Here is a 20390-nt window from a genome sequence, read left to right on the forward strand (position 1 = left end):
CTATCGCTATCGGGAGCAAGCCCCCTCCCACATTTTTTAGACCTCGCTGGTGCTGGGGTTTAGTTCACCGCAAGAATCGGGCTACCCAGCTTCTCCAGCAACGTCGCCTGCGCGCTGCGCGGGTTCTGGTTGCCGGTCGGCGTGTTACGCACGTAGCGACCGTCCGACTGCAGGCTCCAGCTGTGGGTGTTGTCGGTAAGGTAGCTTTCCAGCTCCTTCTTGACCCGCATGATCAGCTTCTTGCCTTCCACCGGGAAGCAGGTCTCCACCCGCTTGTCGAGGTTGCGCTCCATCCAGTCGGCACTGGAGAGGAACATCTGCTCTTCACCGCCGTTGAGGAAGTAGAACACTCGGGTGTGCTCCAGGAAGCGACCGATGATCGAACGCACGTGGATATTATGCGACACGCCGACAATACCCGGACGCAGGCAGCACATACCCCGCACCACCAGGTCGATGCGCACGCCGGACTGGCTGGCCTTGTACAGCGCGCGGATGATCTTCGGATCGGTCAGCGAGTTGAACTTGGCAATAATGTGCGCCGGCTTGCCGTCGAGGGCGAACTGGGTCTCGCGGGCAATCATGTCGAGCATGCCCTTCTTTAGGGTGAACGGTGCATGCAGCAGCTTCTTCATGCGCAAGGTCTTGCCCATGCCGATCAACTGGCTGAACAACTTGCCGACGTCTTCGCACAGCGCGTCGTCGGATGTCAGCAGGCTGTAGTCGGTATAGAGCTTGGCGTTGCCGGCATGGTAGTTGCCCGTACCCAAGTGGGCGTAGCGCACGATCTCACCGGCTTCGCGCCGCAGGATCAGCATCATCTTGGCGTGGGTCTTGAAGCCGACCACGCCGTAGATCACCACCGCCCCGGCCGCTTGCAGGCGGCTGGCCAGTTGCAGGTTGGACTCTTCGTCAAAGCGCGCACGCAGCTCGATCACTGCGGTGACTTCCTTGCCGTTACGCGCAGCATCCACCAGCGCATCGACGATTTCCGAGTTGGCGCCGCTGCGGTACAGGGTCTGGCGCACGGCCAGGACGTGGGGGTCCTTGGCGGCCTGGCGCAGCAGGTCGACCACCGGGGTGAAGGATTCGAATGGGTGCAGCAGCAGGATGTCCTGCTTGCTTATCACGCTGAAGATGTTCTCGCTGTTTTGCAGCAGTTTCGGGATCTGCGGGGTGAACGGCTTGTATTGCAGCTCCGGGTGGCTGTCCAGGCCGGTGATGCTGAACAGGCGCGTCAGGTTCACCGGGCCGTTGACCTGGTACAGCTCGGACTCAGCCAGGTTGAACTGCTTGAGCAGGTAGTCCGACAGATGTTTCGGGCAGGTATCGGCGACTTCCAGGCGTACAGCGTCGCCATAGCGTCGCGAGAACAGCTCGCCGCGCAGGGCACGGGCCAAGTCTTCGACGTCTTCGGAGTCCAGCGCCAGGTCGGCGTTACGGGTCAGGCGGAACTGGTAGCAGCCCTTGACCTTCATACCCTGGAACAGGTCATCGGCATGGGCATGGATCATCGACGACAGGAATACATAGTTGTCGCCAGCGCCGCCTACCTCCTCGGGTACCTTGATGATCCGTGGCAACAAGCGCGGTGCCGGGATGATTGCCAGGCCGGAGTCGCGACCGAAGGCGTCGATACCTTCCAGCTCGACGATAAAGTTGAGGCTCTTGTTCACCAGCAAGGGGAACGGGTGCGTCGGATCGAGGCCGATGGGGGTGATGATCGGGGAAATCTCGTCACGGAAGTAACGGCGCACCCAGGTCTTGATCTTGGTGGTCCAGTGGCGACGGCGAATGAAGCGGACCTGATGCTTTTCCAGCTCCGGCAGCAGGATGTCGTTGAGGATTGCGTATTGGCGATCCACATGGCCGTGCACCAGCTCGCTGATACGAGCCAGGGCCTGATGCGGTTGCAGGCCGTCGGCACCGGCTTGTTCGCGGGCAAAGGTGATCTGCTTCTTGAGCCCGGCGACACGGATCTCGAAGAACTCGTCCAGGTTGCTGGAGAAGATCAGCAGGAATTTCAGCCGCTCCAGCAACGGGTAGGACTCATCCAGCGCCTGCTCCAGCACGCGGATGTTAAATTGCAACTGTGACAGCTCGCGGTGGATGTACAGGCTGCTGTCATCCAGGTTGGTGACCACGGCCACCGGCGCCGGCGCAGGCGCTTCAACGACCACGGCAGGCGGGGCCGGCTCCAGCTCCGGCGGGGTCTCGGCGACTTGTTCAACCACAGGGTGAGCGTCTTTTACAGCCACTTCTGAGAGTCCTTCGGTATTCATCGAGTGTTCCTGTGAGGGCTATTGTTGCTCTCTAAGCAATTGGGCGGCGCGGGCGGCGAAGTAGGTCAGGATGCCATCGGCGCCGGCACGTTTAAAGGCAGTCAGGGATTCGAGGATCACCCCTTCACTCAACCAACCATTCTGGATTGCTGCCATGTGCATGGCGTATTCACCGCTGACCTGGTAGACAAAGGTCGGCACCTTGAATTCCTCTTTGACCCGATAAAGGATGTCCAGATAAGGCATCCCGGGCTTGACCATCACCATGTCGGCACCTTCGGCCAGGTCCGCCGCGACTTCGTGCAGGGCTTCGTGGCTGTTGGCCGGGTCCATCTGGTACGAGGCCTTGTTGGCCTTGCCCAGGTTCAGGGCCGAGCCCACCGCGTCGCGGAACGGCCCGTAATAGGCGCTGGCGTACTTGGCCGAGTAAGCCATGATCCGCACATTGACATGGCCGGCCAGTTCAAGCGCTTCACGGATCGCCTGGATGCGACCGTCCATCATGTCCGACGGCGCAACCACCTGGGCGCCCGCTGCGGCATGGGACAACGCCTGCCTGACCAGTGCATCGACGGTAATGTCGTTCTGAACGTAACCGTCTTCGTCAAGAATGCCATCTTGGCCGTGGGTGGTGAACGGGTCCAGGGCCACGTCGGTGATCACGCCCAGCTCCGGGAAGCGCTCACGCAGGGCGCGGGTGGCACGCTGAGCGATCCCTTGCGGGTTCCAGGCTTCGGCGGCGCCCAGGGACTTGAGTTCCGACGGCGTCACCGGGAACAGTGCCAGTGCCGGGATCCCCAGTTCGACCCAATTGGCCGCCTCGATCAGCAACTGATCAATGGTCAAACGCTCCACACCCGGCATCGATGCCACCGCTTCCCGACGATTTTCACCGTCGAGCACAAATACCGGCAGGATCAGATCATTCGTCGTCAGTACATTTTCACGTACCAGGCGACGAGAAAAGTCATCACGGCGATTGCGACGCAGACGGGTAGCGGGGAACAGGCGATTGGCAGGGGTAAAGCTCACGACAGACTCCTGAGCCCGCGTTTACGGGCGAGCGTTGCAGTTATAAGCGGCCATTATGACGAAGGAATGACAGTTGTGCTTATCGACGCGACCTGTAGTCACATTCGTCATTTATGTAGGAATTGTTCACTTCGTGACACATCTCGATACTTTCATGAATCTCCGTGAAGGCGTAGGCTGCGCGTTCATTTCGCCAGCACCCCAGACCATGCTTCAACAATTTCTGCATGACTTCGGTTACTTTGCCCTCTTCCTCGGCACGTTCTTCGAAGGCGAGACCATCCTCGTGCTCGCAGGCTTCCTGGCGTTCCGTGGCTACATGGATATCAACCTGGTAGTGGTCGTTGCCTTCTTCGGCAGCTACGCCGGCGACCAGCTTTGGTACTACATGGGGCGCAAGCATGGCCGCAAGCTGCTGGCACGCAAGCCGCGCTGGCAATTGATGGGCGACAAAGCGCTGGAACATATTCGCAAGCACCCGGATATTTGGGTACTGAGCTTCCGCTTCGTCTATGGCTTGCGCACGGTGATGCCCGTGGCAATCGGCCTGTCCGGCTACCCGCCGCTGCGCTATTTGATCCTTAATGGTATCGGTGCGGCGATCTGGGCCGCTGCGCTGGGGGCTGCGGCTTACCACTTCGGCGCAGTGCTGGAAGGCATGCTCGGCAGCGTCAAGAAATACGAACTGTGGGTGTTGGGCGCGCTGCTGGTGCTGGGCCTTGTCCTGTGGCTGCGCCGCCGCGTCAAGAATGCCCGTATCGCCCGCGAGGCATGTGCCGAGGCCAAGGCCCGGCTCGCTGCCGAGCCAACCCCGGTGCAAACACCTAAGACACCAATCGAGTGAGCCGGCTTCTGCAACAGTAGAGGCCGATCACGCTGAGCAGGCTGTAGCTCGCCAGCGCCAGCCAGGCCAGGTTGCTGGCGGGCCACAGCCCGACCAACGGTGCCAGCCATACCAACGGCGCGTTCAGCGCCAGCCGCGCCAGCTCGGCCTTCAACGCCCACGGGCGATTCTCCAGCGCCACCCCCAAAGTAAACAGGCCCAGCGCCATGGCCCCCCAGCCCAGGACCAGCGCCACCGAGGGCAACGCCTCGCCGAAATTCATCAGATAGCTGCCAAATCCCACATACACCGCAAACTGCAAGGCGATGTATACCTGCTGTCGCGCATCCAACTGCACCTCGAATTTGCGGAACTGGCTCAGGTCCGGCTTGGGCATCGGGTACTTGGCTTTGACGTCCGCCGGGCGCCAACCGGTGCGCATAAACCAGATACGTAACTTGTCCCACCAGCTTTCAGTACGCCGGGCGTCACTCCATAACTGCGCGTAGAACTGCAGGTTGGCCCACAACGGATTCCAACTGGCCAAGGGCGTGGTCACACCGAAAATGACCGGCTCGTTGTCGTCTTCCTCCTGGAACGTACCGAACAGTCGGTCCCAAATAATGAACACCCCGCCGTAGTTGCGATCCATGTAGAGAGCGTTCTGTGCATGGTGGGCCCGATGATTGGACGGTGTAACGAAGAACCACTCGAACCAGCCGAGCTTGGGAACGTGACGGGTGTGGACCCAGAACTGATACAGCAGGTTGAGCGACGCCACGCTGATAAACACCACCAGCGGCACACCGACCACGGCCAGGGGCAGGTAAAAGATCCAGCTCAGCAGGAAGCCGGTGCTGGTCTGGCGCAAGGCGGTGGTGAGGTTGTAGTCCTCGCTCTGGTGATGCACCGAATGCGCGGCCCAGAGGATATTGCGCTCATGACCCATGCGATGCAGCCAGTAGTAGCACATGTCATAGAGCACGAAGGCGAACACCCAGGTCCAGGCACTCTGGGCCGACAACTCGAACAGCGCCAGGTGCTTGAGGGCGAATGCGTAGGTCAGCAGGCCCACGCCCTTGGTCAGCAAACCGGTGGTTGTGGACAACACGCCAGTGCTGAGGCTGTTGATAGCATCGGCCACCCGATAGTTACGCGCGCCGCGCCAACGGTCGGCCAGCAGTTCAACCACGATCAGGGCGATGAAAAACGGTACCGCGTAAGGCACGAAGTCCATGGGCTAGTCCGGTGTATTTTTGTTACATCAAGATTAGGTGCACCGCCATCAGATCCCATTGGCAACAGCTTACAAATTAGTAGACATTTAACGCCATGAATCAGGAGAAATGCCCATGAGCAAAAAGATTGCAGTGATCCTTTCCGGCTGTGGCGTGTACGACGGCGCAGAAATCCATGAAAGCGTGATCACCCTGCTGCGCCTGGACCAGCGCGGCGCTCAAGTCGAATGTTTTGCGCCGAATATTGCGCAACTCCATGTGATCAATCACCTCACAGGTGAGGAAATGCCCGAAACACGCAATGTACTGGTGGAATCCGCTCGTATCGCCCGGGGCGCGGTGAAGGATATTCGCGAAGCCAATGCTGCCGACTTCGATGCGCTGATCGTGCCCGGCGGATTTGGCGCCGCGAAGAACCTGTCGAACTTTGCCGTAGAAGGCGCAGGCTGCAGCGTCAACCCGCAGGTGCTGGAACTGGCTGAAGCATTTGCCGAAGCCGGCAAGCCTGTGGGATTGATCTGCATATCACCGGCCCTGGCCGCGAAAATCTACGGACCGGGCGTGATCTGCACCATCGGCAACGATGCCGACACAGCGGCAGCCCTGGACAAGATGGGCGCCACCCACCACGAATGCACGGTGGAGGACATCGTCGAGGACAAGGCGCGCAGGTTGGTGAGCACGCCGGCGTATATGCTCGGCAAGAACATCAGCGAGGTCGCATCAGGCATCAACAAACTGGTGGATCGGGTGTTGGAACTGACCCACGAAAATGACTGACGCCCTCTTTCTGTAGGAGCGAGCTTGCTCGCGAAGAACGTCAACGATAACGCGGGCAAGCTGGATGAACGCAGCGCTCTCAGGTTCTTCGCGAGCAAGCTCGCTCCTACAGAGGCTTCATCAAACGGGTCAGGATTCGGTCCAGCGCATTGGCAAACGCCTGCTTGTCCTTTTCTCCATGGGGCGGTGGCCCGCCGCCCATCTGGCCCTGCTCACGCAGGTCGGTGAACAGGTTACGCACCGCCAGGCGTTCGCTCATGTTCGCCGGGCTGAACTCCTTGCCCCGTGGGTCAAGGGCCGTGACGCCCTTCTTTACCAGGCGGTCGGCCAAGGGCACATCGCTGCAGATCACCAGTTCACCGAGCACAGCATGCTCAACCAGGTAGTCATCAGCCGCATCCGGGCCGCTGGGCACCACGATCAGCTTCACACAGGAAAAGCTCGGCTTGATCTGGCTCTGCCCAGCCACCAGCACCACCTCGAACTGGCGCTTGAGGGCAAACTTCACCACTTGGTCCTTGGCCGCCCGTGGGCAGGCGTCGGCATCGATCCACACCCGCATCGAAACTCCTTACCAACTAATGACCCAACACATACCTGATGTGTTGGGCGTGACCCCTCCCAAATTCTTAACCGCGCTGGGTTGACGGCATACGACGCTTTTCAGCCAGCCGACTGCGACCATACAGCACCACAATCGCCAGGATAGCCACGGCTTGCGCACTCAACGAGTATGCATCGGCGTGAATGCCCAGCCAGTCGAACTCAAAGAACGCCACCGGCCGCGTGCCGAAAATGCCGGCCTCCTGCAACGCCTTGACACCGTGCCCGGCGAATACCACCGACAGCGCACACAGCAACGCGGCGTTGATGCCGAAGAACAATGCCAGCGGCAGTTTCGCCGAACCGCGCAGGATCACCCAGGCCAGGCCCACCAGCAGCACCAGCGCCGTGGCCCCGCCCGCCAATACTGCGTTATGCCCGGCTGGGCCGGCTTGCAGCCACAGGGTTTCGTAAAACAGGATCACCTCGAACAGCTCGCGATACACTGAGAAGAACGCCAGCACCGCAAAACCGAAACGCCCACCGCCGCCCACCAGGCTGCTCTTGATGTAGTCCTGCCAGGCCGCCGCGTGGCGTCGGTCGTGCATCCATACGCCGAGCCACAACACCATCACGCTGGCAAACAACGCCGTGCAGCCTTCGAGCAGTTCGCGCTGGGCACCGCTGACGTCAATCACATACGCCGCCAAGGCCCAGGTGGCCAAGCCGGCCAACAGCGCCAGGCCCCAGCCGACATTGACGCTACGCACCGCCGATTGCTGGCCGGTATTGCGCAGGAAGGCCAGGATCGCCGCCAGCACCAGGATCGCTTCCAGACCTTCGCGCAACAGGATCAACAAACCGGAAATGTAGCTCAAAGACCAGCTCAAACCATCGCCGCCCAGCAGGCCGGCGGACTCGGTCAGCTTGCCCTTGGCCACGTCCAGGCGTTGCTGCACCTGCTCGATAGGCAAGCCGTCCTGCAACGATTGCCGATAGGCCATCAGGGCCTTCTCGGTGTCTTTGCGCACATTGGCATCGACGTTATCCAGGGAGCTTTCCACCAGCTCGAAACCTTCCAGGTAAGCGGCGACCGACAGGTCGTAGGCCTGCTCGTAGTCACCGTTGCGGAAGGCGGCAAGGCTCTTGTCCAGGGTGGTGGCGGTGTAGTCGAGCAACTGCGCGGGGCCACGCTGGACCTGCGGCGGCTGCGCACGCTGGGCGCGGAAAGCCGCGGCGGCGGCCGGCCCATTGGCGGCGACCACTTCATTGGGGGTTTGGCGCGCCAGGTCGGCCAAGTTGAACGCCTGCGCGCTTTTGGCGGCAGCCGGGTCGGCGGTGAAACCGGCGATGTAGGTGGCCAGGTCCCAACGCTGGCGGTCGTCCAGCTGGTCGGCGAACGACGGCATATCGGTGCCTTCGACACCCAGGCCGAGGGTGTTGTAGATCGCATACAGACTCAAGCGATCCAGACGCGTGGCATCTCGCAGGTTCGCGGGCGGCGGCGTGAGACCTACGCCCGCCGGGCCATCACCGGCACCGGCCGTGCCGTGGCAGACCGAACAGTGCTGAGCGTACAGCGGCGCACCGCGTATAGGGTCCGGCGTAATCGCCGGGGCCTGGCTGACTTCATAGGCCACCGCCAGCTTGGCACCCAACTGACGGGCCTGACGAGCCACACTCGCACCGTCCTGGCGGGCATTGACCGCTGCCAGCAGTTCATCAACGCCGGTTACCAGCTCGGCGCGCTCGGGCTTATCCGGTAGATCGGCCACCAGGCCCTGCAATACCCCAAGAAATTCCACCTGCTCGCGATATTCCGAGTCGTCCACCACCTTGTCCGCTTCTACCGTAGGCGGGTAGTCGGCGCCGATGTAATCCAGCAAATGCAGGGCCTGTGGAGCGCCCTCGGCGGTTGCGGCCAAGAGATTGAAGCTGCACGACATCATCGCCGGCAACAGCAGCCAGGCGAGAAAGCGGAAAGGGGCAGTCATGAATGGATCTCAAGTGGAAATACGAAGTAACACTATTGTTGAGCTTTAATGGATTCGACTCAAGGTGTTATTTCATATCACCACAAAACCAATGTGGGAGGGGGCTTGCTCCCGATGACGGAGTTTCAGTCAACAGACTCATCGACTGATTCACCGCTATCGGGGGCAAGCCCCCTCCCACATTTTGATCCGGTTCGTTCAGTTACGCCGTGGCGCGGTGCAAGCTGGCGAGGAAACCGGCGGCACCGACAAACAAACCGGCGAAGGTACGGTTCACACGCTTCTGCTGCTTAGGCGTGCGCAACAGACGCAGGACTTTAGAGGCCAGCCCCGTGTACCCCGCCATCACGATCATATCGACGCTGATCATGGTCGCACCGAGGATCAGGTATTGAATCAGCAAGGGCGCCTGCGGGTTCACGAACTGCGGCAGCACCGCCAGCATGAACACCAGGGCCTTTGGGTTACTGGCGTTGACCAGGAAACCCCGGAACATCATCGCCATCGGCTTGCCGATCGGGCGCACGGCGGCGTCATCGGTCATGTCCATGGGCAAGGCGCGCCATTGCTTGATGGCCAGGTACACCAGGTAGGCCACACCAAACCATTTGATCGCATAGAACGCGGTAGACGACGCCGCCAGAATGGCGCCCAAGCCGCCCGCCACCACGGCAATCTGCATCGCCAGGCCCAGTTGCAGGCCAATGGCGTTCCAGTAGCCACGCACGAAACCGTATTGCAGGCCGCTGGACATCGAGGCGATGGCACCCGCGCCGGGGGAAAGGGAAATGATCCAACTGGCCAGGAAGAAGGCCAGCCATGTGTCGAGAGCCATTGCGCACCTCAGAAGGGAATTAGCGGTAGTGCCTTAAGCTAACTCCACTGAGCGAAGACTGGCTATAGATTTTTGTAGGAGCAAGCTTGCTCGCGAAAAACGCACAAGCGATACGGGCCGACTGGATGCACTGCGTTACCGTTGACGATTTTCGCGAGCAAGCTCGCTCCTACAAGATATGCGTACCTGTTCCCGGCCAACGCCGCACCGAACGCTGGAAGAACATACTGTTGGGCACCTGCACCATCGCGCTGCTGGTCCCGGCTTCCTCGACCTCGATCAACGTGGTGTAGAGCAGGTTGATCGCCACGACCCGCCCCTTCACGCCGGGTTTGTCGACGGTGTCCACCAGCTCGACGATGTCACCGAGACGGAACGGCCCGACCGTAAAGATCAGGATCGCGCACAACAGGTTAGACAGCACCGACCACATGGCGAAGAACGCCACTGCCGCTACCGCGACAAACCCCGACAGCGCCGTCCATAAGACAGTGGCGGACACACCCAGGCGGCCCAGCACAAAGATCAGTGCACTGCCCATGATCAGCCAGCGCAGGCCGCCACGCAGTGGCATCAGTAATTGCGGCGGCAGCGGGTAGCGCTCACCCAGGCGGGTCAGGCCCTTGGCGACAAAGCGCTGGGCCAGGTAGCCGGCCAGCAGGATCAGCAGGATTTGCACGCCGATCCATACGGGCTCGACCCATTGCGCCGGCAACGGCAGTTGCAACGCTTCCATCAGGACAGCGCCTCCAGCTGCGCTTGCAGGGTTTCGAGCAACTCGAGGGCCTCCATCCAGGTTTCCTCCAACTGCCCTTCGCGCACCTTGAGCTTGGCCTGTTCGGCCAGCAGGTCGCGCAGTTCATCCTTGCGCGCCGCCTCGTAGACGGCGCTGTCGCCCAGGCTGGCTTCGATCCTGGCCAGGCGCTCGTGCACCTTGCCCAGCTCGGCTTCCAGCTTGTCGGCTTCACGCTTGTGCGGGGCCAACTGCTGGCGCAATGCGGCAGCGGCCTGGCGCTGGGCTTTCTTGTCGGTCTTGTCTGGATTGACCGGCGTGTTACTGGCCGGCGCATTGCGCAGGCGGTAATCGGTCAGCCAGCGCGCATAGTCGTCCAGGTCGCCGTCGAACTCTTCGACCTTGCCGTCGGCCACCAGCAGGAAATTATCGGTGGTGCTCTTGAGCAGGTGGCGATCGTGAGACACCACCAATACCGCACCGCTGAATTCCTGCAGGGCCATGGTCAGCGCCAGGCGCATTTCCAGGTCCAGGTGGTTGGTCGGTTCGTCGAGCAGCAGCAGGTTCGGGCGGTCCCAGGCGATCAGGGCCAGAGCCAGCCGGGCTTTTTCGCCACCGGAGAAATTCAGCACGGGCTCATCGATGCGCGCGCCACGGAAGTCAAAACCACCGAGGAAATCACGCAAGGTCTGCTCGCGTTCGGTCGGCGCCAGGCGTTGCAGGTGCAACAGCGGGCTGGCCTTGGAGTCGAGCGAGTCCAGTTGGTGCTGGGCGAAGTAACCCACCACTGTGTTCTCGCCACGGGTCAGGCGACCGGACAGAGGCGCAAGCTCGCCCGAGAGGTTCTTGATCAGCGTCGACTTGCCCGCGCCGTTGGGGCCCAGCAAACCGATACGAGCGCCTGGCGTGAGCTGCAGCTTGACCTTCTCCAGGATGGTTTTGTCGCCATAACCCAGGCGGGCATCGGAGAGGTCCAGCAACGGGCTGGAGATCTTCACCGATTCGCGGAATACAAAGTCGAACGGCGAATCGACGTGGGCCGCCGACAGCTCTTCCATGCGTTCCAGGGCCTTGATCCGGCTCTGGGCCTGGCGGGCCTTGGTGGCCTGGGCCTTGAACCGGGCGATGTAGCTTTCCATGTGCGCACGCTGCGCCTGTTGCTTCTCATAGGCCTGTTGCTGCTGGGCCAGGCGCTCGGCGCGGGCGCGTTCGAACGCGGTATAGCCGCCACGGTAAAGGGTGATCTTCTTCTGTTCGACGTGGGCGATGTTATCGACCACGGCGTCGAGGAAGTCCCGGTCGTGGGAAATCAGCAGCAACGTACCCTGATAGTTCTTGAGGAAGTCTTCCAGCCACAGGATCGCATCGAGGTCCAAGTGGTTGGTCGGTTCATCGAGCAGCAGCAGGTCCGAAGGGCACATCAGCGCTTGGGCCAGATTGAGGCGCATGCGCCAGCCACCGGAGAAATCGGCGACCGGGCGGTCCATCTGTTCGTTGGTAAAACCCAGGCCGGCGAGCATCTTGCGGGCACGGGCGTCGGCGGTATAGCCGTCGGCGCTGTCCAGCTCGGCGTGCAGGCGGGCCTGGGCGGCACCGTCCTGGTTTTTTTCGGCTTCGGCGAGGTCGTGTTGCACCTGGCGCAGGCGCAGGTCGCCATCGAGCACGTAGTCGATCGCGATGCGGTCCAGGGTGTCGATCTCCTGGCGCATATGGGCGATGCGCCAGTCGGCCGGCAGCAGACAGTCTCCGGAGTCCGGGGTCAGCTCACCCAGCAACAAGGCGAACAACGTGGATTTGCCGGCGCCGTTGGCACCGATCAGGCCGGCTTTGTGACCGGCGTGCAGGGTCAGCTCGGCGTCTTCAAGAAGACGTTGCGGGCCACGCTGTAATGTTAGGCTTTGAAGTCGGATCATAATGGCGGCGGAGTCTACCAGCTTCGTTGGCCGCTGGCTTGGGTGTGAATATGTGCGCTGACCTGTGGAGCTTTGCCCTCTCGACCTACGCCCGCCCGGGTGTGGAGGCCGAGTGCCTGCGCTTGCAGGAGCAAGGGGCGGATGTGTGCCTGTTGTTGTGTGGTGCATGGCTGGAACAACGAGGTGTGGCGTATACGTCCGAACGCGTGCAGGCATTGCAGCAGCTTGCTCGCCCCTGGCGGACACAGGTGGTCGAACCGTTGCGACAAGTGCGTGTGCAATGGCGAGCCGAGGCGCAGCAGGATACACAACTGGCATCGCTACGGGAGCGGGTCAAGACCCTGGAGGTGGAAGCCGAGCGAGCACTGCTGATGCGCTTGGAAACGCTGGCGCAGGCATGGCCTATCAATGAGGGGGTGGGTCAGTACGGATGGCTTGAAGGCTTGGCGGCCGAAGCCGCCAACCTTGACCACGACGCGCTGCAGCGGCTGCGCGTCGTAGTCGCCAACACTTAGGAAGCGCTGGTTGGGGTGGTGCTTGACGCTACCGGTGCAGGGGTGCTGCTGGTCGATGCGGCTGGAGCGGTTGAAGAGGTCGCAGTGGCAGCAGGTGCTACTGGAGTGGCTGGCTTGGCAGGTGCTGGTTTTGCAGCCGCGGGTTTGGCGGCTGGTTTCGCGGCAGTAGGTTTAGCAACTGGCTTGGCGACTGGTTTCGCAGCAGCGGTTTTAGCCGCTGGCTTGGCGGCTGGTTTCGCAGCAGCAGTTTTGGCAGCTGGCTTGGCGGCTGGTTTCGCAGCAGCGGTTTTAGCCGCTGGCTTGGCGGCTGGTTTCGCAGCAGCAGTTTTGGCAGCTGGCTTGGCGACTGGTTTCGCAGCAGCGGTTTTAGCCGCTGGCTTGGCGGCTGGTTTCGCAGCAGCAGTTTTGGCAGCTGGCTTGGCGGCTGGTTTCGCAGCAGCGGTTTTAGCCGCTGGCTTGGCGACTGGTTTTGCAGCAGCAGTTTTGGCAGCTGGCTTAACAGCAGGTTTCGCAGCAGCAGTTTTGGCAGCTGGCTTGGCGGCCGGTTTCGCAGCAGCGGTTTTAGCCGCTGGCTTGGCGGCTGGTTTCGCAGCAGCCGTTTTGGCAGTTGGCTTGGCGGCCGGTTTCGCAGCAGCAGTTTTGGCAGCTGGCTTAACAGCAGGTTTCGCAGCAGCAGTTTTGGCAGCTGGCTTGGCGGCTGGTTTCGCAGCAGCGGTTTTAGCCGCTGGCTTGACAGCAGGTTTCGCAGCAGCAGTTTTCGCAACCGGCTTGGCTGCAACTTTTGCAGGGGTACGAGCACCCAGTGCTTTCCCTACGGCTTCCTTCACACGGCCAATGCCCTGGGCCAGCTTCAGGCTTTCCTGAGCGTCTTTCTTGAGTTGGGAAATGTAGCTGCGGGTCTCCGCTTGACGATCCTTGAGGGCATCCAGCAGGTCCTCAAGTTCTTTAACGGCGTCCTTGGCTTTGGCTTGCGCCTTGGACTTGCCGGCTGTAGCGGCGTCTTGCAGTTTGGTGCGGGACTTGTGCAGTTTTTCTTGGGCTTTACCGCGTTGTTTTTCCAGTTTGGCGAGCAGTTTTTCTGCATCGGCCAACGCCTGGGAACATGCGCTTTCCAGATGTTCGAGCAGGCTGCCCGAAAGTTGTTGGAGCAAGTGCAACGGGGTATTTACAGGCTTCTGTTTGGCCGACATGGTTTACCTCCTGGCTGACGTGGGTGCGGCTCATACTAGCCCTCTGCTCTTACCGCCGCTAGGGCATGTTGACAGTATCGTTTGCCTTGCGTTGCACCGTACGAAAATTCTTATCGATATAACGAAAAACCGCGCCACTTTTTACTCACTCACACTGGCATAATCCGTCGCACTTTCGCCGGGAGACTGTCCATGTCGCGTTACCTTTTTCTAGTGCTTGGCTTAGTGATCTGCGTAGCCGATGCGAGCGAGCAACCGCTGTCAAAAACCACCGCCTCGGATCCGCACGACCTTGCCTATAGTCTCGGCGCAAGCCTCGGCGAACGGTTGCGCCAGGAAGTCCCTGACCTACAGATCCAGGCACTGGTGGACGGCCTCAGGCAAGCCTACCAGGGCAAGCCGCTTGCGCTGGACAAGGCTCGTATCGAACAGATACTCGCCCAGCACGAAGCACAGAACGCCGCCGACGCCCAAATCCCTCAAAGCGAAAAAGCACTCGTCGCCGAACAACAATTCCTGACGCAGGAAAAAGCCATCACTGGCGTGCGCGAATTGGCAGACGGCATCCTGCTCACCGAGCTGGCACCTGGCACAGGTAATAAGCCACTGGCCAGCGATGAGGTGCAGGTGAAATACGTGGGGCGACTACCCGACGGGACCGTCTTCGACAAAAGTACGCAGCCGCAATGGTTTCGCCTGGACAGCGTGATCAGCGGTTGGAGCAGCGCATTGCAACAGATGCCGGTGGGTGCGAAATGGCGCCTGGTGATTCCTTCAGCCTTGGCCTATGGCGCAGATGGGGCGGGTGAGTTGATCCCGCCCTTTACGCCGCTGGTGTTCGAGATAGAACTGCTTGGCACTCGCCACTGACCCATAAAAAAACGGTGCGACATGCGCACCGTTTTTCATATCGTTGCAAAGGTTCAGGCCTGGGTGGCAGCCTCTTCCTTATGCGCGTTGTGCAGCACTTCTATCAGGCAGTCTTCCAACTCGAAACGCTCATGTAGCAGCGCACCCAACTCTTTGAATTTTTCCGCAACACATTTCCCTGCATCACACAGGTCAGTAAATGCCAGCAGTTTTTCCGTAATCACATCAATGCGCGGGTAAATAGTCTCTGCCAGATCGAGACCACGCTGGTCGTCGAAGGCTTCCGCCTCCTTGGTCAGTTGCTCGTAGACACCGAAATGGCCTGCCGACACGTAGTCCACCAGCACTCCACAGAAATCCTGCAATGGCTCGCGATTCTCACCCAATGCTTCGGGCTTGGCGCCGAGAGCATCAAAGGCCCGAACCAGTTCGTGACGTGCTTTCAACCAGCTGTCGATCAGCTTGTGCACCCCACCCCAGCGTTCCTGAGCATTCTGACAACTTTCCAGCATGATGATCTCTCTTCCCTATAGGGGCGCTGCTGCTATGTACCTGCGCAACACTTCGAGGATAAAGCAGCAGCCGGACAAGGCCGCGTCTGACAAACGGTTTGGATAACGCGTGCGGGCCAGATTATGCCCGCATGACTGTGGCTTCAAGGTACGCAGGAGAGAAAGTTCATACAAGTGTTTAATCCACTCCTACAACCTGCGTTCGGTTTTCATGCCCTTGCACGGCGCAAATGCCTACAAAACAACAACCTTGAAAATTGCATGGCACCTAGAATCAGCATGGCCACGAAGAACAGCAGGCTCCACTCGGGAAGACTCAGTTCAAATAGCGTCCAGGTGATTTCGACGCAATCGACAGTGCCGTTGAATACTGAGCGTGCTGCCTGCCAGAACGACAGGTTCTCAATCATTGATTGCAGGCTGGGCCAGCAATCCCGGACCTGGCCTGAGGGCATATTCTGCAACAACACTTGGCGCCCTGCGGTAATGGCGCCAAGCAGCGCACACCCCATGCTTGCCAGTCCATACAGGCAAAGGCCCATGCGTCCAGGCTTATGAAGAGCAGCGATCAGGTTGATCAGCGTAAAAATGGCAAGCAACAGGCGTTGTACCTGGCATAGAAAACAAGGCTGTAGCAGCGCGCCATATTCCAGATAAAAGGACGCGCCCAACGTCAGCGCACCTGCCATGAACGCCAGCAAAAACAAAGAGCGTAAAGGGGCCAAAGACATTGTTTATCCGCACTGCAAGAGATAGGTCGCTACGGTAGAGTAAAGGCCCAACCCCTTTCAATACGCCCTAGAGCAGACTATTCCGCGAAAACGTAAGGACATCCCGCCAGAGCCCGGAGGAAATCCAATTACAACAAGTAGGAATTAGTAACAACACCAGTTAGGCCAAGCGTTTACGGGGGATTGGCGGACCGGGTGTCAGATAGGTCGGAGCCAATCTGTTCACCCTTTCCTACTTCAAACTCGCGCAGGGACTGGTAGCGGCGAGGACAGCAAACGATTGTCCAGCAACCCCAGGCCCTCTTGAAACAGCTGGTTGCTTCGTTCGGTGTCGCCCAACTGGGCCAGCAGGCGGGCCAGTTCGGCGCAGGCTTCAGGATTGCGCTGCACTTGCAGACTGCTTTCCAGATAGTCCCGTGCCTTGCCCCACAGGCTGTTTTGCAGGCACAGGCGGCCCAGCGTCAACAGCAAACTGGCGTCGCCAGGATGATCCTTGAGCCAACCTTCAGCAAACTTCAATTGACGCGCTGGGTCACTGCCGCGCAGTAGGCCATACAGACGGATCAGGTGGCTGTCATAGCCGCGCTTGAGCGCACCACGCAGCACCTCCTCGGCCTTGGCATCCGCACCGAGCCGACGCAGTTGGTCGGCATACGCCAGCACCAACTGTGGCTGTTGGCGCTGGGCCGAAGTCAATTGCTCCCAGGCGCGCTCCAGGGACTGCAAGCCCGCTTCACCTTGCTCTTCCCGCTGGGCAGCCAGACTCAGGTTCTCGCCCCAGGCGCGACGCTCCAGCTCGGCCAGCTCGCCCGCAGGCAATACCTTGTCCTTGCGCAGTTCAGGCAATAGGCGAATCACCGATGACCAATCGCCACGCTGCTGATGCAGGCGCTGCAACTGCCGTAGCACCTGCGCGTTATGCGGGTGACGCTCGTGCATCGCCTGCAGGGTGGTCAGGGCGCCGTCAGTATCGCCTCGGTCCATCTGCAGTTGGGCATGGCTCAATGCAACCGCCAGTTCGGCCTGGGGCTGGCGCTCCAAGGCGCGCTCCAGCAAACCGTCGGACTCCTCATAACGGCCCTGCTCATTGGCCGCGCGGGCTGCGCCGATGTAATACAACAATGGTTGGCGCTCTGCTTCCGCGGCGCGGTGCAAATGGCGTTCGGCACTGGCCCAGCGGCCCTCCGCGAGGTCCATCTGGCCTTGTTCGATGGCAATTTGCACGCGGCGGCTGCGGTTGCGCCGCGACCAGGGATTGACCACACCGCTGGATGTGGTGACCAGGCTAAACAACACACGCACAAGGTAGATCGCCAGGCCGATGGCAAATACCGCCACCAGCGTAGCCCACAGGCTCGATTCGTAATGCAGCAAATGGGGATAGGTAATCAGCACGTAGCCGGTGTGTTTCGAAATACCCACGCCCAGTGCCAGGGCGACCGCAATTGCCAGCACCAGGATCACATAGAAACGCTTCATCAGCTCTACTCCTGGGTCGCCGGTTTGTCAGCCGAAGCCTTGGCCTCATCGGCAGACTGATGTCGACGTTCGAGGTACGCCTGCACCGCAGCCAGGCTCGCTGCCAGGTCGGGCGTCACCACCGACACGGCCTTGGGCTCGAGCTCAGCGATACGCGCCAGCATCGCCTTGCTCTGCGGGTTGTCCTGGTTGAAGTTGTCTTGCAATACGCTGCGCGCTTGCCCCAACGAGCGGCTGTACACCGCCGACTCGCCATTCAGCGCGGCCCACTGTGCTTGCTCCAGCGCCAGGCTCAGGGCCAGTCGCACTTGGTTCAAGCCTTGGCCCGCCAACAATGGGCGGATGTTGTCATCCGGGTTGAAGTCGATGCGGAAGTAACGGGAGATCTGCTCCCACCACTGGCTCAACCAATTTTCCGTATCGTTGGTGGGACGCCCTTGGGAGGAAGGCTCGGTGAGTTGATATTCCGGCGCAATCGCCGCCAACTGCACGACCTGGTCACGCAAGGCCGCCAGTTGCAGGTAAAGGCCGGTACGATCCGGCTGCTCGGTGCTACGCAACGCGGCCAGGCTCCTGGCCAGTTGCTCGCGCGCGGCGAAAGCGCCCGGGTCGCTCTGCTCGCGAAGAATCTCGTCCGCCCCCTGGACCAGCGACTGGGCGCTGTTGATGTCCTGCAAGGCAGATAAACGCAAGCTGGCCAGACGGATCAGGTGTTCGGCTTCGGCCAGGCGCCAGTCCTTGCGGCTGGCACCCAACACGGTTTCCAGGCGCTGGTTCAGGCGCTGCTGATCACCTTGCAATTGGGCGACCAGGCGGCGGCGCTCCTCAAGCTCGTCCGCACCCGGTAACTGCGCCAGGCGAGCGGCCATCTGCTGCTGGCTTTGCTTGAGGCTCTGGGATTGCTCATCCAGGGTCTGCACCTGGCCCAGCTGATGCTGGCTGCTGGTTTGCAGGGCGCGCACCTGCCAAATCCCCCAGCCGCCGGCGGCTACGCCCGCAGCGCCCAGCAGCAAGGCGACGATGGCCAGGCCATTGCTGCGGCGTGGTGCGCTGACCGGTGTCTCGACCGGCGCGTCGAGCGCGGGCTGAGCTTCATCTTTAGGCAAGGCTGTTTCGCTCACGTATCCGTCCTTTGCGTATCAGAGAGTGGGAACGGGATAGCTCCCCAACGCCACTAACAAAGCCGCGGCACTCGCGCCACGACAGTCCACAACTTTTTCTGCGCCAGCGGCCCGCGCCATCTCATAGACGCGCGGACTGGGCACGAACAATGGCAGCTGTGCCACCTCTGGCCAATCGGGGCCGGCCATGGCCTGCAAGTGTAAAAAACCCTGCCCACTGCTGACCACCAGGCCGTTCAAGCGTTCCAACTGAATGCGCTGCATCAGCGCGCCCTTCTCGTAGGCTGGAAGAAAACGCCGATACAATTGCAGATAGTCGACACTAGCACCTTGCTCGCGCAAACGCTCTGCCAGCAACTCCCGCCCGCCTTCGCCGCGCAGGATCAGCACCCTTGCATCTGGCCGGGCAGTAGCCTCGCGCAATGCAGGCAATCGAAGCAAGGCCTCGCTGTCATCGCCAGTGGCTGGATAGTGAACATCGAGGCCATGACCGGCCAGTATCTGCGCCGTCGCCGCCCCAACGCTGAACCAGGGCATTGGCGCCGGAGTACTTCCCAATCGTTGCAAGGCCAGGCGCGCGGCCGGCTTGCTCACCACGATGACCGCGCAATAGCGCTGCAGCGCGCCGAACAACGCTTGTTGCTCGGGTGTGACCGGCAACGCTTCGGTTTCCAGCAAGGGTAGGCTGCTGCTGTAGATACCAGCCTCGGACAACAAGGCCCCCAGGGCCATCGACTCCTCGGCAGGCCGCGTCAGCAGTACGCGCCAGTCGGTCACTGCGGGCCGGCCTCGCCATAGACTTTCTGCAGGATGGCGCCAGCGCCCTTGTCCAGCAACTCCTCGGCGACCTGGATGCCCAGGGCCGTGGCATCACGTTGCGGGCCGCGCACTTCGGCGGTCAGCAGCGTACCGCCGTCCGGGTCGCCGACCAGGCCACGCAGCCACAGGTTTTCACCTTCGAGCACGGCGTAACAGGCGATTGGCACTTGGCAGCCACCATTGAGATGCTTGTTCAGGGCGCGCTCGGCGGTGACACGCACTTCGGTATCCGCATGATCAAGGGGCTTGAGCAGTGCGTGGATTTCGCTGTCGACGGTGCGGCATTCGATGCCGACCGCACCCTGCCCGCCCGCGGGCAGGCTGTCTTCGATGCTGATGGCCGACGTGATGCGCTCTTCGAAGCCCAGGCGAATCAAGCCGGCAGCGGCAAGGATGATTGCGTCATATTCGCCGGCGTCGAGCTTGGCCAGGCGAGTGTTGACGTTGCCGCGCAGGAAACGGATCTGCAAATCGGGGCGCCGGCTCAGCAACTGAGCCTGGCGACGCAGGCTGGAGGTGCCGACGATGCTGCCCAGCGGCAATTCATCCAGGGATGCGTAGGTGTTGGAAACAAAGGCATCGCGCGGGTCTTCGCGTTCGCAGATGCAAAAAAGGCCCAGGCCTTCAGGGAAGTCCATGGGCACATCTTTCATCGAATGCACGGCGATGTCGGCTTCGTTCTCCAGCAGCGCGTTTTCCAGCTCCTTGACGAACAAGCCCTTGCCGCCGATTTTCGACAGTGGCGAGTCGAGCAGCTTGTCGCCACGACTGACCATGGGTACAAGGGATACCTTGAGGCCCGGATGGGCCTGCTCAAGGCGTGCTTTGACGTATTCGGCCTGCCACAAGGCCAGGGCGCTTTTACGGGTGGCGATGCGGATTTCGCGAGAGGACATGGATCAATCCGAACTGAATAGTTACAGCGGATAATAACAGCTCAGGCAAATACGCTTTGATTTGAATCAGCAAGTGCGGGGCCT

The 20390-nt window shown here is 60.9% G+C and carries 19 protein-coding genes; 4 read left to right on the top strand and 15 right to left on the bottom strand.

The genetic code is table 11. The features are described from left to right. Positions 1 to 59: 59 nt before the first annotated feature. Entirely contained in the window at positions 60 to 2282 is a 2223-nt protein-coding gene (gene ppk1, locus QYQ93_RS28220; protein WP_043046932.1) for a polyphosphate kinase 1, read from the bottom strand. 18 nt (positions 2283 to 2300) lie between these two features. Next, positions 2301 to 3314, bottom strand: a complete 1014-nt coding sequence (hemB, locus tag QYQ93_RS28225; protein WP_338475968.1) for a porphobilinogen synthase — start codon at positions 3312 to 3314, stop codon at positions 2301 to 2303. A 208-nt stretch (positions 3315 to 3522) separates the two neighbouring features. Here hemB and QYQ93_RS28230 point away from each other — a divergent pair, with 208 nt between their 5' ends. Beyond that, positions 3523 to 4158 (top strand): DedA family protein, encoded by a 636-nt coding sequence (locus QYQ93_RS28230; RefSeq protein ID WP_043047041.1) that lies wholly within the window; start codon positions 3523 to 3525, stop codon positions 4156 to 4158. Here QYQ93_RS28230 and QYQ93_RS28235 read toward each other — a convergent pair. Then, positions 4139 to 5374, bottom strand: coding sequence for a sterol desaturase family protein (locus tag QYQ93_RS28235; protein ID WP_043046930.1), 1236 nt, complete (start codon positions 5372 to 5374; stop codon positions 4139 to 4141). The two genes, QYQ93_RS28230 and QYQ93_RS28235, sit on opposite strands and share 20 nt — an antisense overlap. A gap of 115 nt (positions 5375 to 5489) precedes the next feature. Between QYQ93_RS28235 and elbB the strand changes: the two genes are divergently transcribed. Beyond that, positions 5490 to 6155 carry an isoprenoid biosynthesis glyoxalase ElbB gene (gene elbB, locus QYQ93_RS28240; protein WP_217880783.1) on the top strand — a complete coding sequence of 222 codons (666 nt, stop codon included), beginning with the start codon at positions 5490 to 5492 and terminating at the stop codon, positions 6153 to 6155. A 106-nt stretch (positions 6156 to 6261) separates the two neighbouring features. Here the strand turns inward: elbB and QYQ93_RS28245 are convergent, their stop codons facing one another. The 5 genes from QYQ93_RS28245 to QYQ93_RS28265 all read right to left on the bottom strand — a co-directional run bounded on the left by QYQ93_RS28245 (position 6262) and on the right by QYQ93_RS28265 (position 12173). Continuing rightward, the gene (locus QYQ93_RS28245; protein WP_043046928.1) at positions 6262 to 6717 is read right to left on the bottom strand and encodes a YaiI/YqxD family protein; all 456 of its coding nucleotides are present in this window, start codon (positions 6715 to 6717) and stop codon (positions 6262 to 6264) included. A 67-nt stretch (positions 6718 to 6784) separates the two neighbouring features. Next, on the bottom strand, positions 6785 to 8692 hold the full coding sequence (locus QYQ93_RS28250; RefSeq protein WP_338475969.1) for an FTR1 family protein: 1908 nt from the start codon (positions 8690 to 8692) through the stop codon (positions 6785 to 6787). Positions 8693 to 8894: 202 nt separating this feature from the next. After that, positions 8895 to 9527 carry a LysE family transporter gene (locus QYQ93_RS28255; RefSeq protein ID WP_005792425.1) on the bottom strand — a complete coding sequence of 211 codons (633 nt, stop codon included), beginning with the start codon at positions 9525 to 9527 and terminating at the stop codon, positions 8895 to 8897. A gap of 169 nt (positions 9528 to 9696) precedes the next feature. Beyond that, positions 9697 to 10263, bottom strand: coding sequence for a mechanosensitive ion channel family protein (locus QYQ93_RS28260; protein ID WP_043046926.1), 567 nt, complete (start codon positions 10261 to 10263; stop codon positions 9697 to 9699). Next, positions 10263 to 12173, bottom strand: coding sequence for an ATP-binding cassette domain-containing protein (locus QYQ93_RS28265; protein WP_043046925.1), 1911 nt, complete (start codon positions 12171 to 12173; stop codon positions 10263 to 10265). The genes QYQ93_RS28260 and QYQ93_RS28265 overlap by 1 nt, the downstream gene beginning before the upstream one ends. Positions 12174 to 12223: 50 nt before the next feature. Here QYQ93_RS28265 and QYQ93_RS28270 point away from each other — a divergent pair, with 50 nt between their 5' ends. Continuing rightward, positions 12224 to 12688, top strand: coding sequence for a TIGR02444 family protein (locus tag QYQ93_RS28270; RefSeq protein WP_338475970.1), 465 nt, complete (start codon positions 12224 to 12226; stop codon positions 12686 to 12688). Here QYQ93_RS28270 and QYQ93_RS28275 read toward each other — a convergent pair. Further along, positions 12685 to 13878, bottom strand: a complete 1194-nt coding sequence (locus QYQ93_RS28275) for an AlgP family protein (protein ID WP_338475971.1) — start codon at positions 13876 to 13878, stop codon at positions 12685 to 12687. The genes QYQ93_RS28270 and QYQ93_RS28275 overlap by 4 nt on opposite strands. A 192-nt stretch (positions 13879 to 14070) precedes the next feature. Here QYQ93_RS28275 and QYQ93_RS28280 point away from each other — a divergent pair, with 192 nt between their 5' ends. Then, entirely contained in the window at positions 14071 to 14748 is a 678-nt protein-coding gene (locus tag QYQ93_RS28280; RefSeq protein WP_338475972.1) for an FKBP-type peptidyl-prolyl cis-trans isomerase, read from the top strand. Between the two features lie 53 nt (positions 14749 to 14801). Here QYQ93_RS28280 and QYQ93_RS28285 read toward each other — a convergent pair whose 3' ends face one another. The 6 genes from QYQ93_RS28285 to hemC all read right to left on the bottom strand — a co-directional run bounded on the left by QYQ93_RS28285 (position 14802) and on the right by hemC (position 20306). Further along, positions 14802 to 15260 carry an Rsd/AlgQ family anti-sigma factor gene (locus QYQ93_RS28285; protein ID WP_043046921.1) on the bottom strand — a complete coding sequence of 153 codons (459 nt, stop codon included), beginning with the start codon at positions 15258 to 15260 and terminating at the stop codon, positions 14802 to 14804. Between the two features lie 209 nt (positions 15261 to 15469). Beyond that, positions 15470 to 15991: a disulfide bond formation protein B gene (locus tag QYQ93_RS28290; protein WP_338475973.1), complete on the bottom strand. Its 522-nt coding sequence runs from the start codon at positions 15989 to 15991 to the stop codon at positions 15470 to 15472. A 237-nt stretch (positions 15992 to 16228) separates the two neighbouring features. Beyond that, on the bottom strand, positions 16229 to 17470 hold the full coding sequence (locus QYQ93_RS28295; RefSeq protein WP_338475974.1) for a heme biosynthesis protein HemY: 1242 nt from the start codon (positions 17468 to 17470) through the stop codon (positions 16229 to 16231). Positions 17471 to 17475: 5 nt separating this feature from the next. Then, positions 17476 to 18591: a uroporphyrinogen-III C-methyltransferase gene (locus QYQ93_RS28300; RefSeq protein ID WP_338475976.1), complete on the bottom strand. Its 1116-nt coding sequence runs from the start codon at positions 18589 to 18591 to the stop codon at positions 17476 to 17478. An 18-nt stretch (positions 18592 to 18609) separates the two neighbouring features. After that, complete coding sequence (locus QYQ93_RS28305) at positions 18610 to 19368, bottom strand: uroporphyrinogen-III synthase (protein WP_043046917.1); 759 nt, start codon at positions 19366 to 19368, stop codon at positions 18610 to 18612. Next, the gene (gene hemC / locus QYQ93_RS28310; protein WP_043046916.1) at positions 19365 to 20306 is read right to left on the bottom strand and encodes a hydroxymethylbilane synthase; all 942 of its coding nucleotides are present in this window, start codon (positions 20304 to 20306) and stop codon (positions 19365 to 19367) included. Before hemC ends, QYQ93_RS28305 begins: the two co-directional genes overlap by 4 nt. Positions 20307 to 20390: the final 84 nt, after the last annotated feature.

This window comes from Pseudomonas khavaziana (genome assembly GCF_036704165.1).
Classification (GTDB): Bacteria; Pseudomonadota; Gammaproteobacteria; order Pseudomonadales; family Pseudomonadaceae; genus Aquipseudomonas; species Aquipseudomonas khavaziana.

What these genes read in the sequence shown, in the direction of transcription:
- ppk1 (WP_043046932.1), bottom strand. Translation starts at nt 2,282, where the DNA reads ATGAATACCGAAGGACTCTCAGAAGTGGCTGTAAAAGACGCTCACCCT.
- QYQ93_RS28230 (WP_043047041.1), top strand. Translation starts at nt 3,523, where the DNA reads ATGCTTCAACAATTTCTGCATGACTTCGGTTACTTTGCCCTCTTCCTC.
- QYQ93_RS28235 (WP_043046930.1), bottom strand. Translation starts at nt 5,374, where the DNA reads ATGGACTTCGTGCCTTACGCGGTACCGTTTTTCATCGCCCTGATCGTG.
- elbB (WP_217880783.1), top strand. Translation starts at nt 5,490, where the DNA reads ATGAGCAAAAAGATTGCAGTGATCCTTTCCGGCTGTGGCGTGTACGAC.
- QYQ93_RS28245 (WP_043046928.1), bottom strand. Translation starts at nt 6,717, where the DNA reads ATGCGGGTGTGGATCGATGCCGACGCCTGCCCACGGGCGGCCAAGGAC.
- QYQ93_RS28250 (WP_338475969.1), bottom strand. Translation starts at nt 8,692, where the DNA reads ATGACTGCCCCTTTCCGCTTTCTCGCCTGGCTGCTGTTGCCGGCGATG.
- QYQ93_RS28255 (WP_005792425.1), bottom strand. Translation starts at nt 9,527, where the DNA reads ATGGCTCTCGACACATGGCTGGCCTTCTTCCTGGCCAGTTGGATCATT.
- QYQ93_RS28260 (WP_043046926.1), bottom strand. Translation starts at nt 10,263, where the DNA reads ATGGAAGCGTTGCAACTGCCGTTGCCGGCGCAATGGGTCGAGCCCGTA.
- QYQ93_RS28265 (WP_043046925.1), bottom strand. Translation starts at nt 12,173, where the DNA reads ATGATCCGACTTCAAAGCCTAACATTACAGCGTGGCCCGCAACGTCTT.
- QYQ93_RS28270 (WP_338475970.1), top strand. Translation starts at nt 12,224, where the DNA reads ATGTGCGCTGACCTGTGGAGCTTTGCCCTCTCGACCTACGCCCGCCCG.
- QYQ93_RS28275 (WP_338475971.1), bottom strand. Translation starts at nt 13,878, where the DNA reads ATGTCGGCCAAACAGAAGCCTGTAAATACCCCGTTGCACTTGCTCCAA.
- QYQ93_RS28280 (WP_338475972.1), top strand. Translation starts at nt 14,071, where the DNA reads ATGTCGCGTTACCTTTTTCTAGTGCTTGGCTTAGTGATCTGCGTAGCC.
- QYQ93_RS28285 (WP_043046921.1), bottom strand. Translation starts at nt 15,260, where the DNA reads ATGCTGGAAAGTTGTCAGAATGCTCAGGAACGCTGGGGTGGGGTGCAC.
- QYQ93_RS28290 (WP_338475973.1), bottom strand. Translation starts at nt 15,991, where the DNA reads ATGTCTTTGGCCCCTTTACGCTCTTTGTTTTTGCTGGCGTTCATGGCA.
- QYQ93_RS28295 (WP_338475974.1), bottom strand. Translation starts at nt 17,470, where the DNA reads ATGAAGCGTTTCTATGTGATCCTGGTGCTGGCAATTGCGGTCGCCCTG.
- hemC (WP_043046916.1), bottom strand. Translation starts at nt 20,306, where the DNA reads ATGTCCTCTCGCGAAATCCGCATCGCCACCCGTAAAAGCGCCCTGGCC.